This window comes from Piscinibacterium candidicorallinum (genome assembly GCF_047549485.1).
GTDB lineage: Bacteria > Pseudomonadota > Gammaproteobacteria > Burkholderiales > Burkholderiaceae_C > Piscinibacterium > Piscinibacterium candidicorallinum.
The window spans coordinates 3,325,742-3,340,640 of record NZ_CP180191.1; the positions used below are offsets into that span (position 1 = coordinate 3,325,742).

General features: G+C 66.2%; 15 protein-coding genes. 9 read left to right on the forward strand and 6 right to left on the reverse strand.

Features of this window, described 5'->3' with window-relative positions:
- Positions 1-244: 244 nt before the first annotated feature.
- From ACMDW7_RS15040 to phnC, 4 genes are read right to left on the reverse strand one after another with little or no spacing between them, the layout of a single operon-like run.
- Positions 245-1,216, reverse strand: a complete 972-nt coding sequence (locus ACMDW7_RS15040) for an NAD(P)-dependent oxidoreductase (RefSeq protein WP_377302988.1) — start codon at positions 1,214-1,216, stop codon at positions 245-247.
- 11 nt (positions 1,217-1,227) lie between these two features.
- Positions 1,228-2,013 carry a phosphonate ABC transporter, permease protein PhnE gene (gene phnE, locus ACMDW7_RS15045; RefSeq protein ID WP_377304240.1) on the reverse strand — a complete coding sequence of 262 codons (786 nt, stop codon included), beginning with the start codon at positions 2,011-2,013 and terminating at the stop codon, positions 1,228-1,230.
- An 11-nt stretch (positions 2,014-2,024) separates the two neighbouring features.
- Positions 2,025-2,903, reverse strand: coding sequence for a phosphate/phosphite/phosphonate ABC transporter substrate-binding protein (gene phnD, locus ACMDW7_RS15050; protein ID WP_377302986.1), 879 nt, complete (start codon positions 2,901-2,903; stop codon positions 2,025-2,027).
- A 54-nt stretch (positions 2,904-2,957) separates the two neighbouring features.
- Positions 2,958-3,815, reverse strand: a complete 858-nt coding sequence (gene phnC, locus ACMDW7_RS15055) for a phosphonate ABC transporter ATP-binding protein (RefSeq protein WP_377302984.1) — start codon at positions 3,813-3,815, stop codon at positions 2,958-2,960.
- A 92-nt stretch (positions 3,816-3,907) separates the two neighbouring features.
- Between phnC and ACMDW7_RS15060 the strand changes: the two genes are divergently transcribed.
- The 4 genes from ACMDW7_RS15060 (at position 3,908) to ACMDW7_RS15075 (ending at position 8,845) form a co-directional block, all read left to right on the forward strand.
- Positions 3,908-4,810 (forward strand): LysR substrate-binding domain-containing protein, encoded by a 903-nt coding sequence (locus ACMDW7_RS15060; protein WP_377302982.1) that lies wholly within the window; start codon positions 3,908-3,910, stop codon positions 4,808-4,810.
- Between the two features lie 169 nt (positions 4,811-4,979).
- A complete protein-coding gene (locus tag ACMDW7_RS15065; RefSeq protein ID WP_377302980.1) occupies positions 4,980-5,942 on the forward strand; it encodes a LysR family transcriptional regulator in 963 nt (320 codons plus the stop codon).
- A gap of 280 nt (positions 5,943-6,222) precedes the next feature.
- The gene (locus tag ACMDW7_RS15070; RefSeq protein ID WP_377302978.1) at positions 6,223-8,367 is read left to right on the forward strand and encodes a ferritin-like domain-containing protein; all 2,145 of its coding nucleotides are present in this window, start codon (positions 6,223-6,225) and stop codon (positions 8,365-8,367) included.
- Positions 8,368-8,404: 37 nt separating this feature from the next.
- Complete coding sequence (locus ACMDW7_RS15075; protein ID WP_377302976.1) at positions 8,405-8,845, forward strand: DUF3052 domain-containing protein; 441 nt, start codon at positions 8,405-8,407, stop codon at positions 8,843-8,845.
- 74 nt (positions 8,846-8,919) lie between these two features.
- Here ACMDW7_RS15075 and ACMDW7_RS15080 read toward each other — a convergent pair whose 3' ends face one another.
- Positions 8,920-9,558 carry a trimeric intracellular cation channel family protein gene (locus ACMDW7_RS15080; protein ID WP_377302974.1) on the reverse strand — a complete coding sequence of 213 codons (639 nt, stop codon included), beginning with the start codon at positions 9,556-9,558 and terminating at the stop codon, positions 8,920-8,922.
- Positions 9,559-9,804: 246 nt separating this feature from the next.
- The gene (locus ACMDW7_RS15085; RefSeq protein WP_377302972.1) at positions 9,805-11,037 is read right to left on the reverse strand and encodes a S1C family serine protease; all 1,233 of its coding nucleotides are present in this window, start codon (positions 11,035-11,037) and stop codon (positions 9,805-9,807) included.
- 17 nt (positions 11,038-11,054) lie between these two features.
- Between ACMDW7_RS15085 and ACMDW7_RS15090 the strand changes: the two genes are divergently transcribed.
- The 5 genes from ACMDW7_RS15090 (at position 11,055) to infA (ending at position 14,841) form a co-directional block, all read left to right on the forward strand.
- Positions 11,055-11,801 (forward strand): Nif3-like dinuclear metal center hexameric protein, encoded by a 747-nt coding sequence (locus ACMDW7_RS15090; RefSeq protein WP_377302970.1) that lies wholly within the window; start codon positions 11,055-11,057, stop codon positions 11,799-11,801.
- A gap of 43 nt (positions 11,802-11,844) precedes the next feature.
- Positions 11,845-13,542 (forward strand): long-chain-fatty-acid--CoA ligase, encoded by a 1,698-nt coding sequence (locus tag ACMDW7_RS15095; RefSeq protein ID WP_377302968.1) that lies wholly within the window; start codon positions 11,845-11,847, stop codon positions 13,540-13,542.
- Positions 13,539-14,060, forward strand: a complete 522-nt coding sequence (locus ACMDW7_RS15100; protein ID WP_377302966.1) for a YegJ family protein — start codon at positions 13,539-13,541, stop codon at positions 14,058-14,060. The genes ACMDW7_RS15095 and ACMDW7_RS15100 overlap by 4 nt, the downstream gene beginning before the upstream one ends.
- Positions 14,061-14,328: 268 nt before the next feature.
- Positions 14,329-14,532: a cold-shock protein gene (locus tag ACMDW7_RS15105; RefSeq protein WP_054125078.1), complete on the forward strand. Its 204-nt coding sequence runs from the start codon at positions 14,329-14,331 to the stop codon at positions 14,530-14,532.
- 63 nt (positions 14,533-14,595) lie between these two features.
- Complete coding sequence (gene infA, locus ACMDW7_RS15110) at positions 14,596-14,841, forward strand: translation initiation factor IF-1 (RefSeq protein WP_054125079.1); 246 nt, start codon at positions 14,596-14,598, stop codon at positions 14,839-14,841.
- The last annotated feature ends 58 nt before the right edge of the window (positions 14,842-14,899 follow it).

Below are 14,899 nucleotides of genomic sequence, written 5' to 3' on the forward strand. Positions count from 1 at the left end.
CGGATGCGCGACTCGCAGGCTCGGTGCGCGAGCGGCTTGGCGATTGGAGAGCCAGTCTCGCCGACCGACGCGTACGCGAACGCTTGACCGCCCGGAGATTCTCTTGGCCAATCTCCCGGTCAATTCGCGTAGTACGCGGTCCGCGGAGGCGCACACTCATCGGAATGCTCCTGCGGGGTGACACAAGGCACCCGGCCGGCGGCTTCAGCGAAGTCGCCACACCGCCGGGTATTCAGCGGGGCCGCTAAGCCACAGCCACGTACGCGGGATTGTCGATTGACCTGCCGGCCAGCGCAGCGAGCAGATTGTCGGCAGCCCGCATCTCGATGGCCAGCCGGACCTCACGCACAGCCGACCCAAGATGAGGCGTAAACGTAGTGCGCGGATGATTAATCAGTCCTTCGGGAATGGAGTCCGGGCGGTCGGGCAGATTCCAGTCCTCCATCTCGTACACATCGGCTGCATACGCGCCAAGGCGACCGGCGTTGAGCGCGCGAAGCACGGCATGTTCATCGACCACCGACCCGCGCCCGACGTTCACCAGAATCTGCCCCTGGTGCACGTGGGCAAGCAACTCATCGTCCACAAGGTGAAACGACTGCTCCGTCAGGGGCACCGCGAGCAGCACATGACGCGCAAGCGTGAACGCAGTCGCGAGGTCGACCGGTTCAGTCCTGGCGTCTATCTGCATTGGATCGACACCCAGCACCCGGGCGCAGCCAAATCCTTGCAATCGGTCGACGATCGCACGCCCCACTGCTCCCAGCCCGACGACAGCAACTGTCGAACCGTTCAGCCCGGTGCCATACAGTGACGGGCGCCATCCGCCGTAGCCCGCACGAACGCGCCGATCGCCGTCCAGAATGTGGCGGCCGGCAGCAATTGCCAGCCCAAGGGCCAGCTCAGCGGTTGGTTCGGTCAGCAGGTCTGGGACGAAACTTACGGTCACGCCGGCGCGCGCGCAGGCGGCAAGATCAAAGTTGTCATACCCCTTGAGTGCGCAGGCCACCGCGCGCAAACGAGGGGCTCGCGCAAGAACCTCGGTGTCGATCCGATCGGTCATGAACGCCATCCAGCCATCGGCTGTGCGCAAGTGTTCGGCGAGAACGTCCGCAGTCCAAGGGTCTGGGCCGAGGTTCATCACGACTTCCGCCACCGCCTGCAGTCGGGCCAGCACCTCGGCGTGCACAGGCTGGCTCAAGACAATCCGCTTCACTCCGTCTCCGATCACTTGAGGCGGCGGCGCAGCGCCGCGCCCAGTCCGTCAACCACCATCACGCAGGCCAGCACACACAGAAGGATCGCGGCGACCTCGTCATACTTGATCAGGCGCAGTGCGGCCATCAGCTCGAAGCCGATTCCCCCGGCACCCACAATGCCGAGCACGGCCGAGGCTCGAAAGTGGTACTCCCATCGGTAGATCGTGATGTCGGCGAGCTGAGGCAGCACCTGGGGCAGCACCGCATGGCTGATCACTTGCAGGCGGCTTGCACCTGCAGCAGTAGCCGCCTCCAGGGGCTTGGGATCGACGTGCTCGATGGCCTCTGCGTAGAACTTGGCCACCATGCCAGTGGAGTGCAAGGCCAGTGCCAGCACGCCGGGTAGTGCACCGAATCCGACCGCGGCAACAAAGATGATGCCCAGGATGATTTCAGGAACCGAGCGGAAGGCCGCAATCACGGTGCGCGCGGCGCGCAGCACCCAGGGGTGTGGCGCGGTGTTCGGCGAGGCCAGCAGCGCCAGAGGCAAGGACATGAAGATGGTCAGTGCGGTGCCTGCCACCGACATGGCCAGGGTATCGAAGAGCGGGCGCACCCAACTTTGCCAACGCGCAAAGTTGGGCGGCACCATCTCGGAGCCCAGCTGCAGCAGCGCAGGAATGCCGTCGGCAAAGCGCTGTGCGTCGAAGAAGCCGGTGATGGCCAGCGCGAGGAGAGCACACGCAAGGAGCAGACCGCCCACACCAAGGCTGCGCCGGCGCCGCCGGGCGTCTTCGGCAAGCAGTGTCTGCATCACCGCATCGCTCACTTCATGCTCCCCAGGTCGAGCTTGAGCACGGTGGCGGTCTCGCGCAGGACGTTGTAGGCCTCATCGGTGGTGGGCGCAAAGGCTTCGACACGGAATGCCTTGAGCACCTCCTTGTCCTTGATGCCGAGAAATGCGTCGCGGATACCCCGCTTGAGCGACGGTGCCAGATTGCCCTGCATCACGATGGGGTAGTTGGGAATCGGGGCAGACAGATCGAGTTCGACGATCTTGGTCGGATCGATCGTGCCCCGCTTGATCAGGTTGTCGAGAATGGGTTTGGACAGCGCGCCTGCAGGCACTTGGCCAGCCTGTACTGCGCGAGCCACCGCGTCGTGCGTACCGAGGTGCACCACCCGGTAGTCGCGCTCACCATCGAGTCGCGCCTTCCTCATCAGATGCGCGCGCGGTGCCAGATGGCTGGAGGTCGATGCCTGATCACCAAATCCGAAGGCCTTGCCGCGGATGTCTTCCAGGGTCTTGACGGGCCCGCCCGCGGTGGCGATCAGCACCGACTGGTAGGTCGGTGAACCGCGCTCCACACCCACTGCGAAGGGTTCGATGGCCGGTGCGCGCGACTTGGCCAGCACATAAGAGAAGGGACCGAAATAGGCCACCTCGATCCGGCCGAAGCGCATGGCCTCGATCATCGACGAGTAGTCTGTCGTGACGACCAGCTCGATGTCCTTCTTCAAGGTCTGCTCCAGGTACTGCTTGAGCGGCTGGGCGTTCTGGATGATGCTGGACGCGTTTTCGTCCGGCAGCAACGCGACGCGCAAGCGTGCAGGATCGCGACCCTGCGCGTGCGACAAGGCAGGCAGCAGGCTGGCGAGCGCGCCGAGGACAAGCGCGGCAAGAGCAAGACGACGGGTTGGCATGTGAACTCCTTGCGTGAAAGGCGCTGGCCTCAGCCAGACGCGGACTGATTGCCATCAGGCAGATGCTGAAAGAGCCGGCACGGGCGCAGCGCACGACGGCTCCGGCAAGCGTGCTGCGTGTGGAGGTGCATCGCTGGCGGCACTGACTGCGCCGTAGAGCTCGATCTGCAGCTCATGACTCAGTGCGGCTGGTGGGCCGTCAAACACCACACGACCATTGCGCAATCCGACAATGCGGTCGGCGTAACGCCGCGCCAGCGCCACTTGATGCAGGCTGACTATGGCAGTCAGTCGGTCGTGCGTGCAGATGTGGTGAAGCAGGTTCATCACGTTCTCGGCAGTTGCCGGGTCCAGACTGGCCACCGGCTCGTCCGCAAGAAGAATCGTCGGCCGCTGGATCAGCGCCCGGGCGATGCCCACACGCTGCTGCTGACCACCGGAAAGCGTGTCTGCGCGCACCAGGGCTTTCTCTAGAAGACCGACCCGATCCAGCACCTCCAACGCGAGCAGCTTGTCGGAACGACTCCATGGCAGCAGAGTGCGCAAGGCGTGGTACCTGCCCAGGCAACCCATGAGCACGTTCGCCAGCACCGTCTCACGGCCGATCAGGTGGTGCTGCTGAAACACCATGCCGCAGCGTTGCCGGTGCGCGCGAAGGTTGGCCGGATTCAGCGCGCCGCCCTGCAAGCCGTGAACATTCACGGTGCCGTCGGTGGCGTCGACCAGCCCGTTCAGACAGCGCAGGAGCGTGGACTTGCCCGCGCCTGATGCACCTAGAAGCACCAGAAACTCCCCTGGCGCCACGTTCAACTGCGTTCTTTGCAAGGCCTCGATGCCCCCGGGGTAGGCCACGCGGACATCGCGAAGCTGGATCAGCCAATCAGGTTGGGCGGAAGCGAGGTGTTGCGTCATGAGACGGCAGTTTCTGCACCCGGCGTGTCATCACAGTGACATTTCGACCCTGAGAATCGAAGGTCATCATTGATGTCATCTATGGATCAGCCATGTCAGGCCTCAGCCTTCTGGCCGCACTGAAAGCCTTTGACGCGATCGCCCGTGCAGGCAGCATGACCGGAGCTGCGCACACGCTCGGCTTGCAGCAGCCCACCTTGTCCGCGCACATCGCACGACTTGAGCAGGTGCACGGCGTTGAACTCTTCCAGCGTCGTGGGCGACGCCTGGAACTCACGGACTTCGGGCGCCTGCTGCTCGATCACACGAGACGGATCTTCAGCGCGGAACAGGATGCGCAGGCGCTGCTGCTCGCCGCTCAGAATCGATACGCCGGTCGCCTTGTGATCCACGCAATCGGCCCGTACAACGTGGTTCCGATTCTGCGTGTCTTTGCGCGGCGTTACCCTCAAGTCAGCCTGGTGGTGAAAGTGGGCGATTCGCGCACGATCGTCTCGCGGATCCTCGATCATCAAGGGGATGTCGGCCTCGTGCTGAACCCCCGCCTGGATCCCGCTCTGGATTGCTTGGAACATCGTCGGCAGCCCTTGGTCGTCTTTGCTGCAGCAGATCACCCCCTGGCATCACAGAAAGCTGTGTGCATGAGGGACTTGCACCAGCAGCGATTCGTCATTCGCGAGGAAGGTTCGACCACCCGGCGCGTGTTTGAAGAGGCCATGCAACGACAGGGACTCGCCTTTCAAGTGGCCGTCGAGATGGGTAGCCGGGAAGCCGTACGCGAAGCCGTCGCCCAGGGTATGGGTCTTGGCGTGGTTGCAGATACGGCGTATGTCGCAGACATGCGTCTGGTCAAGCTGCCCGTGCTGGACAGCGACATGGCAACACATGTTCATCTGATCTGCCGGCGGGAGCGCAGAGACTCGCCGCTGATCGCTGCACTCTTTGAGGTCGCGGCTGAACTCCGTGGGAGCGATCGCTCAATCGGCGCCACCTAGAGCAGGGCATGCCGAGCGTGCGCTGCGTAACGCAGGCCGCAGCCCACATAGCCCGCCGCAACTTTGACGAGATCACGGGTTGAGACCTGCCGGAACGGCGCCGGAGCAATTGACGGCAATTTGCGGTACGCAGCGCCAATCGCAGACGCGTGACGGCAAAATTGCACACATGAAGCCGCCCAGCAACCAGACCCCCCTCCATTCCCGCACACCCCCACCCAACCCCCTCCCCGACTGGTCCGACCTGCGCTACTTCCTCGAAGTCGCGCGCACCGGCAGCCATGCGGGTGCGGCGCGGCGGCTGGATGTGGAGCACACGACCGTGGCGCGGCGGCTGCAACGGCTGACGGAGCAACTTGGCAGGCCGCTGTTCGAGCGCAGCCGGGCGGGGCTGACGCTGACCGCCGCCGGGCAGGTGTTGCGCGGCCACGCAGAGGCGATGGAGGCGCAGCTGCTGACTGCGGCCGAGCAGATCACGGGCGAGGCGGCGGCGGTGGCGGGCACGGTGCGCCTGGCGGTGCCGGAGGCGCTGGGCACCATGGTGCTGGCGCCGCGCCTGCCCCGGCTGTTTGCGGAGCACCCGGAGCTGCAAGTCGAGCTGCTGCTCCTGCCGCGTTCACCCAGCCTGGCGGCACGCGAGGCCGACCTGGCGGTGATGGTGGAGCCGCCGGCCAGCGGCCGCTACTACGTCACACGGCTGACCGACCTGCGCTACGACCTCTGCGCCAGCAGCAGCTACCTGGCGGCGCACCCGCCCGTTGCCTCACTGGACGATCTGGCCGCGCACCGCTTTGTGGACTACGTGCAGGACTACCTGCTCAGCGACTCGCTGCGCTACCTGGACGAGCTGCAGCTCAAGCCCCGGCGCGTGTTTGCCGCCACCGGCATGCTGGCCCAGCACGCCGCCATCGCGGCCGGCATCGGCATGGGCATGCTTACTCGCTATGTGCAGGCCGCGGACCCGAACCTGCGCCGCGTGCTGCCGGGCCAGGCGAGCGTGAAGCGCACGCTCTGGCTGGCCGCACCGAGCGAACTCTTCGGCCTGCGCCGCGTTCGCGTGGTCTGGGACTTTCTGCGCAGCATTGCAGAGGGCGAGCCCGCGCTCTTCGGCGGCCAGGCGCGGGACGCCTGATGGACATTTTCGGCCAGTATTTTTCTTGAGGCCCAACACGCCAAGACGTCCTTGAAACAAGCGAGAACGGCCTCAAGGATTCTGAAATTTCACTCACTTTCAGCCATCTTCTGGCTGAAAGTGATTGACCGGCCTGCGCGCAATCAGCGCAGCATCTGCCGGGTGTAAGGTCAACGCGCACACACTGCCGCTGCGCCCTGCCTTGCCGCGCCCGCAGGCGTGCCGCCCGTGGCCTGCCCCCAACTGCCCGCAACCGCCCACTTTGCCCGGAGCCCCCGCCATGTCCGAGCTGTCGACCTCGCCCAACGCCGCCCCCATGCCGCCCGGCATGGCGCCCGCCGTGAACTCCCTGGCCGGCATCCCCAGCCGCGAGCTGCTGCTGCACGCCCTGTATGAAGCTGCGGAGCTGGAGCACAACCTGATGTGCACCTATCTCTATGCGGCCTTCAGTCTGAAGCAGGGCACGGCCGAAGGGCTGACCGAGGCGCAGGCCGAGGCACTGGCGCGCTGGCGGCGCGAAATTCTGGACGTGGCCATCGAGGAGATGGGCCATCTGGTGGCGGTGTGGAACATCACGGCGGCGCTGGGCGGTGCGCCGCGCTTTGGCCGCGCCAACTTCCCGCTCGACCCGGGGTATCTGCCGGCGCGTGTGGTGGTGAAGCTCGCGCCCTTGACCGACGCCACGCTGCAGCACTTCATCTTTCTGGAGCGGCCCGAGGGCAGCGACGAGCCCGACGGCGAAGGCTTTGCGCCGGAGCGCCTGTTCGTGCGCGGTGCACCGGGCGCACGCATCACGCCCATGGCCACGGACTACGACACCGTCGGCAGCTTCTACAGCACCCTGGCCGGCGCACTGGAGCGCTTCTGCGCCGCGCACGGTGAAGACGTGGCCTTCTGCGGCCCGCGCACCCTGCAGATGTCGCCCACCGAGATCACGCTGCACGGTGCGCAGCCGGTCATCTGCCTCAAGACGGCGCTGGCCGCGCTGGATGCCATCGTGCGCCAGGGTGAAGGCGCGCCGACCGACAGTGCCGGCTCGCACTACGCGCGCTTTGTGGCCATTCGCCGCGAGCTGGCGCAGTTCAAGGCACAGGACCCCGGTTTCAAGCCAGCCCACCCGGCCGCCACCAACCCGGTGCTGCGCCGCCCGCCGCAGCCCGAAGGGCGCGTGTGGCTGGAAGATCCGCAGGCCACGGCCACGGTGGATGTGGCCAACGCCAGCTACGGGCTCATGCTGCGCCTGCTGGCCTGGAGCTACGGCGTGCACGGCCCCGGCGGCGAGAAAGCCCTGGCCGTCGACCTGGGTGTGGGCCTCATGCGCGCCATGACCCTGCTGGCCGAGCACGCCGCGCGCCTGCCGGCGGGCGAATCCAACCCGCAGTGCAACGCCGGCATGAGCTTCACCGCCCTGCGCGACGCCGCCGCGTTGCCGCCCGGCGAGGCCGGCCGGCGCTTCTTCATCGAGCGCCTGGCCGAACTGGCCACTGCGGCCGAGGCCCTGGCACACACCAGCCCGCACACGCGCACCGAGCAGGCCGCCAAGCTGTTCCGCAGCTTGGCGCGGCGCGGCAGCATCGGCTTTGAGCCGCGCGGGCCCGTGGTGCTGCCGCGCGTGACCATCACCGCCACCGCCGCGCAGCTGGCCGAGGCGCAGGCCGCCGGCGGCATAGAAGGCTCTGCGGTGGTGATGCAGGCGGTGTCAATGCCGGCCCCCGTCCACGCGCCCTCGGCAGACACCGCAACGGCCGTATCGAGCACCGCCACCAGCACCAAGATCGACGGCGTGGAGCACGTGCAGGGCCGCGACCTCACGCTCCTGTTCGAAGGCAAGCGCTGCATCCATGCGCGCTTCTGCGTGACCGGCGCGCCCAAGGTGTTCCTGGCCAACACGCCGGGCGACTGGATCTTCCCGGACGCCATGCCCACCGAGCGCCTGGTCGACATCGCCCACGCCTGCCCGAGCGGCGCGATCCGCTACGCCCGCAAGGACGGCCAGCCCGACGAATCCGCCCCGCCGGTGAACCTCATCAGCGTGCGCGAGGCCGGCCCCTACGGCGTGCGCGCGCCCATCGTGCTGGACGGCGAACCCATCGGCTACCGCGCCACCCTGTGCCGCTGTGGCGCGAGCAAGAACAAGCCCTTCTGCGACGGCAGCCACCACGACGTGAACTTTGCCGCCAGCGGCGAGCCACCCACCGGCATCAACGGCCTGCCGACCGACATGCTCGCCGTGCGCGACGGCCCCCTGCACATCGACCCCGAACCCAACGGCCCGCTGCAGGTCAGCGGCAACATGGAAGTGCTGGCCGGCACCGGCCGCATGGTCTGCCGCATCACCAACGCGCGCCTGTGCCGCTGCGGCGGCAGCGCCACCAAGCCCTTCTGCGACGGGACGCACGCGAAGATCGGGTTCAAGAGCGAGTGATGCCCACCGCGCAGGCCCGAGCATCAGGGAGTTGCCCATGAGCACCGCCAAACCCAATCCGGGCAGCACAGCCGGCTACTCCGGTACCCCGCTGGCCAAGAAGCTGGGCATCAAGGACGGCGCCACCGTCTGCGCGAGCCACGCGCCGGCAGACTATGCCGACCTGCTTGCGCCCTTGCCGCCGGGCGTGCGTTTCGTGAAGTCCGCGTCAGCCACCACCGACATCGTCCATCTGTTCGCCACCCAGCGCAGGGCCCTGGCTGACGAACTTGGCAAGCTGCGCGAACGTATCCGCCCCGACGCAGCGGTCTGGGTGTCCTGGCCCAAGAAGGCCGCCAAGCGCGACACTGACATCACCGAGGACGTGATCCGTGAGATCGCCCTGCCCCTGGGCTTTGTGGATGTGAAGATGTGCGCCGTCAGCGAGGTCTGGTCTGGCCTGAAGCTGGTGATCCGCAAGAGCTTGCGGGCGCAATGAGCAAGGCGGTGGCGGGCTGCGGGCAGTCGAACGCCGCATGGCGCGCTCGCACGCCCGGCAGGGTATGAAGCGCCCTACTGCCCCCGCCAGCCCGGCAGCTTCAAGCCACTGACCATCGCCGCCACGCGCAGCACGCAGGTGACGAGCGCTGAGGCTGCGAGCGAGGCCTCGCTCGGCCAGCCCAGCTGATGGCCGGCCGCCGCCACCCAGCCGCCGAGGAAGGCGCAGACGGCGTAGGGCTGGTGGTCGCTGAAGACCTTGGGGACTTCGTTGCAGGCGATGTCGCGCAGCACGCCGCCGAACACCGCGGTGATCACGCCCATGAGCACGGCGACGATGGGCGGCATGGCCTGGGCGAGCGCGAGCTGCGTGCCTACGGCGGTAAACAGGCCGAGGCCGAGGGCGTCGGGCCATTGCATGGCGCGCTCGGTGATGGCGAGGTGGCGTTTGCGCAGCAGAAAGGTGGCTGCAATGCACAGTCCAAGGATCACCCACAGCCAGGGCGAGTGCTCGACCCAGTAGAACGGCCGGCGATCGAGCAGCACGTCACGCAAGGTGCCGCCGCCAAACGCCGCCAGCGTGGCGACGACGCACAGGCCGACCACATCCAGCTTCTTGCGCGCGGCGGCAATCAACCCGGAGGCCGCAAAGGCCAGGGTCGCGGCGGCTTCCACCACGGGCAGCAGGTGCATCAGGGGCTGGGCGGAGAGCATGCAGGCGGTGGGGAGCGGCAGAGCGTGGGTGACGCGGGGCGCGGGATGCGCTTGACTCAATGCTGCATCAAGTGCGAATAAGTCAATTTCGGACGGAAAATATAGGTAGCCCAAACGAGCCGAGATCCGCATCAGACATGCGGAAATCGGCTAATTAGCCAATCAAAATAAACCGATTTCGGCCAAATATGAACGACATCCGCTCTCCTGCGCGGCGGGGCGGCCCGCTGCGCTCCGAACGCGCCACTACTCCGGCTGGGTGATGCGCTTGACCGCGGGGCGGGTACCGACCGTGATCGGCAATTCGATGAGCTTGCCCTCGCGGTACAGGCGCACTGTCGTCTCCTTACCCGGCGGCAGGGAGGCCACGTTGTTGAGCAGGCCGACGGTGTCCTTGATGGGCAGGTTGTCGATGGCCACGAGCACGTCGCCACGGCGGATGCCGGCACGCGCCGCGGGCTGGTTGGCCAGCACGCCGTCAATCAGCACGCCATCGGTGTTGGGCAGCTTGAACTTGGCCACGAAATCTTCGCCCACATCGCGTGGATCGACGCCGATGTAGCCGCGCACCACCTTGCCGTTGGCGAGGATCTGCTCCATCACGTTCTTGGCGGTGGACACCGGAATGGCAAAACCGATGCCCAGGGACCCGCCGTCGCGCGAGAAGATGGCGGTGTTGATGCCCAGCAGGTGCCCCTGCGCGTCCACCAGCGCGCCGCCTGAGTTGCCAGGGTTGATGGCTGCGTCGGTCTGGATGAAATTCTCGAAGGTGTTGATGCCCAGATGGCTGCGACCCAGGGCACTGACGATGCCGGAGGTCACGGTCTGACCCACGCCGAAGGGGTTGCCGATGGCGAGCACGCTGTCGCCCACGCGGGTGGCTTCCAGACGGGCCAGGGTGATTGGCGTGAGCTCGGGCAGGTCGATGCGCAGCACGGCGAGATCGGTTTCGGGGTCGCTGCCGACCACGCGGGCGAAGGTGCGGCGGCCGTCGTTCAACGCCACCTCGATCTCGTCGGCGCCTTCGATGACGTGGTTGTTGGTGAGCACCACGCCCTGGGCAGAGACGATCACGCCGCTGCCCAGGCTGTTTTCCTGGCGGCCGCCGCCGCTGCGGTCGTCGGGGTTGCCAAAGAAGCGGAAGAACGGGTCGGCCGGCGCGTTGCGCCGCGGCTTCACCTGTTTGGTGGTGAAGATGTTGACCACGGCAGGCGCAGCCAGACGCGCAGCATCTGCAAAGCCGATACTGTGGCCCGGCAGCACGGCCACGGGCTTGGCCACGGCGGTGGCTTCCTTGACAGTGATGGGGCCACCCTGCGGTGTGGCCGCGCCCGAGCCCAGCGGCTGCGTAATGACCTGCTGCACGCCCGACAAGGGGCCGCTGGCGCGCAGCCACTCCGGTTTCAGGGTAGCCACAACGAACAGCGCCGCGAGCAGCACCGTGACGCTTTGGGCGAAAATCAACCAGAGTTTGCGCATGAGGGAGAGGGAATCTTGTGAAGCGGGAAGAGCTGACCGCCTACTTGGATGCGACGCTGGAGAGCGCGCGCTTCAAGGATTATTGCCCGAACGGCCTGCAGGTTGAAGGTCGCGCCAAGGTCAAGCGCCTGGTGACGGGCGTGACCGCCAGCGTGGCCCTGCTGCAGGCGGCGATCGCCGCCGAGGCCGACACGATCCTGGTCCACCACGGCTACTTCTGGAAGAACGAGCCGGCACCGCTCACGGGGCCCAAGGCCGCGCGCATCCGCCGGCTGATGCAGAACGACATCAACCTCTACGCCTACCACCTGCCGCTGGATGCGCACCCGGTCATGGGCAACAACGCGCAGCTGGGCGCGCGCCTGGGGCTGATCGCCATCCAGCGCTTTGGCGAATACGACCTGGGCTTTGCCGCCGACCTGCAGGAGCCGGAAACCGCGGCGCAGTGGGTCGCGCGCATCGAGCAGCATCTGGAGCGCCCGCCGCAACTGCTGGGCAGCCCGGACCGCGTGATCCGCCGCGTGGGCTGGTGCACGGGCGGCGCGCAGGGCTACTTCGACGCCGCGATCGCCGCGGGCTGCGATCTGTTCATCACCGGCGAGGCCAGCGAACCCACCTACCATCTGGCGCAGGAGTCCGGCGTGGCCTTCATCGCCGCCGGCCACCACGCCACCGAGCGCTATGGTGTGCAGGCGGTCGGTGAGCACCTGGCGCAGCGCTTCGGCATCGAACACACGTTCATCGACATCGCGAACCCGGTCTGATCAGACCGGTACAAGACACCACAACAAGACGGAGGGACACACCATGAACAAGCCCTGGCTGAGCCAGTACCCCAAGGGCGTGCCGGAAACGGTCGACATCAATCAATACAGCTCGCTGCAGCATCTGATGGAAGAGGCCTTCCAGCGCTATGCGGACCGCCCGGCCTACGAGTGCATGGGCAAGCAGTTGAGCTTTGCGGACATCGACGCGCTTTCGAAACAGCTGGGCGGCTACTTCCAGAGCCTGGGCTTTGCGCGCGGCGACCGCATTGCGGTCATGATGCCCAACGTGCTGCAGTACCCGATTGCGCTGGCCGCCATCATCCGCGCCGGCTACATCGTGGTGAACGTGAACCCGCTGTACACCCCGCGCGAACTGGAGCACCAGCTCAATGACAGCGGCGCAAAGGCGATCGTGATCCTGGAGAACTTTGCGCACACGCTCGCCCAGGTGATCGACAAGACGCCGTGCCGCACGGTCATCATGGCGCGCATGGGCGACCTGCTCGGCGGCCTGAAGGGCGTGATCGTCAACGCGGTCGTGAAGTACGTGAAGAAGATGGTGCCGGCCTATTCCATGCCCGGCAACGTAAAGGTGGTGCCCTACCCCGCGGCGCTGGCGGCTGGCGCGGCCACCAAGCTCAGCCGCGTGGAGCTGAGCCACAACGACGTGGCCTTCCTGCAGTACACGGGCGGCACCACGGGCGTGTCCAAGGGCGCGATCCTGCTGCACAAGACCCTGATCGCCAACCTGCTGGCCTGCGAAGCCTGGATGAATCCGGGCATCCACAAGCAGGGTCGCATCGAGCAGCCGGTGTTCATCTGCGCGCTGCCGATGTATCACGTGTTCTCGCTGGTCTCGGGCGTGCTGCTGGCCATGCGCACCGGCGGCATGAACATCCTGATCCCCAACCCGCGCGACATACCGGGCCTGATCAAGACGCTCACGGGGCGCGTGTTCCACATCTTCCCGGCGGTGAACACCCTGTTCAACGCACTGGCCAACAACGCCGAGTTTGCCAAGCTGAACTTCAGCGGCCTGCGCATCAGCGTGGGCGGCGGCATGCAGGTGCAGGAGGCTGTGGCCAAGAAGTGGCTCGCCACCACCGGCTGCCCGATCGTGGAGGGCTACGGCCTTTCGGAAACCGCCGCCGCCGTGACCTGCAACCCCACCGACAATGACGCCTACACCGGCACCATCGGCCTGCCTTTGCCGAGCGTGGACATCAAGCTGATCAATGACCAGGGCGCCGAAGTGCCGATGGGCGAGCGCGGAGAAATCGCGATCCGCGGCACCACGGTCATGGCCGGCTACTGGAACCGCCCGGACGAAACCGCCAAGGTCATGACGCCGGACGGCTTCTTCAAGAGCGGCGACGTCGGTGTGATCGACGATCGCGGCTACATCAAGATCGTGGACCGCATCAAGGACATGATCCTCGTGAGCGGCTTCAACGTGTACCCCAACGAGGTCGAAGGCGTGCTGGTCATGCACCCGGGCGTGCTGGAGTGCGCGGTGATCGGCGTGCCCGACAAGGCCAGCGGCGAAGCGGTGAAGGCCTTCGTGGTCAAGAAGGACCCGGCGCTGACGGAAGCCGAGCTAAAGAAGTTCTGCGAGGAGCAGCTCACCGGCTACAAGAAGCCCAAGTTCATCGAGTTCCGCGCCGAGCTGCCCAAGACGCCCGTGGGCAAGATCCTGCGCCGCGAACTGCGCGACGCCGAGCTCAAGAAGGGCGCATGAGGCGCAATCACGGTATGGCAGCGGCGCTGGCAGCGGGCGCCGCGGCGCTGCTGCTCCTCGCGGGCTGCCAGAAGAGCAGCGAAGCGCCGGAGCCGCCGCGCGCCGGCGTCACGCATGACGCCGCGATGGACAAGGCGATTGCCCAGGCCCGCAGCACGCTCGACGAGTTTCTGAAGCGCGTGCAAAGCCCGCCGCCGGGTGCGAGCGGCTTCGCCGTCAAGGTGGGTGTGCGCGAGGGCCAGAACACCGAGTACCTATGGATCAACCGCCTCACCTGGACGGGGGATCAGTTCAGCGGCTTGGTGATGGACCCGCCGCAGGCGGTCAAGGCCGTCAAGCGGGGCCAGAACCTGAGCTTCGCGCGGGCAGACATCGTCGACTGGAGCTACCAGTTCCTGCGCGAGGGCCGCACCGTGGGCAATTTCACGCTGTGCGCCCTGCTCACCCGCGAGCCGCCGGCCAAGGCGGCCGAGCTGCGCGAGCGCTTCGGGCTGGACTGCCGGTTTCTTGCAGACTAAGCACATCTGACCCATGTTTTCGCCCGCCACGGGTGCCTGAGCGCCAGACAAATGCAATGTTTGCCACAGCTGATTAGGCGAAACCCGCGCAGGTGACTAAACTACGCGAGCTCGTCATTCATCAGATCGTCCGGCAAGACCTCTCTACTGGCTCGAACACTTCGCGTGTCCCTGGCCTCGGTTGACTCTCCACGGTGTTCTTTTGTGTGTCCGTGCACTGCGATGGCATGTGCCACGCAGCACATCTGTAATTTGTGGAGTTAGTTTCATGGCAACCGGTACCGTCAAGTGGTTCAACGAAAGCAAGGGTTTTGGCTTCATCGCTCCGGATGATGGCGGCAAGGATCTGTTCGCCCACTTCAGCGAGATCCAGACCTCGGGCTTCAAGACCCTGCAGGAAAACCAGAAGGTTGAATTCGAAGTCGTGCAAGGCCAGAAGGGCCCGCAGGCTTCCAAGATTCGCCCCATCTAAGGCATACGGATCGACCGCCATGCCGTTTCGGTGTGGCGCAACATCCAAGAGCAAAGCGAACGAATGGCCAAGGAAGAATTGATTGAAATGCAGGGCGTGGTCGATGAGGTCCTGCCCGACTCGAAGTACCGCGTCACCCTGGAGAACGGCCACCAGCTGGTCGCCTACAGCGGAGGCAAGATGCGCAAGAACCACATCCGCATCCTCGCGGGAGACCGCGTTTCTCTCGAGCTCTCGCCTTACGACCTGACCAAGGGCCGGATCATGTACCGGCACCTGCCGGGTCGTCCGCCCATGACGCCTCGCTGAGCGCTCGCGCGAAAGACAAAGGCCCTCCTCGGAGGGCCTTTTCTTTTGTCCCTCCTCG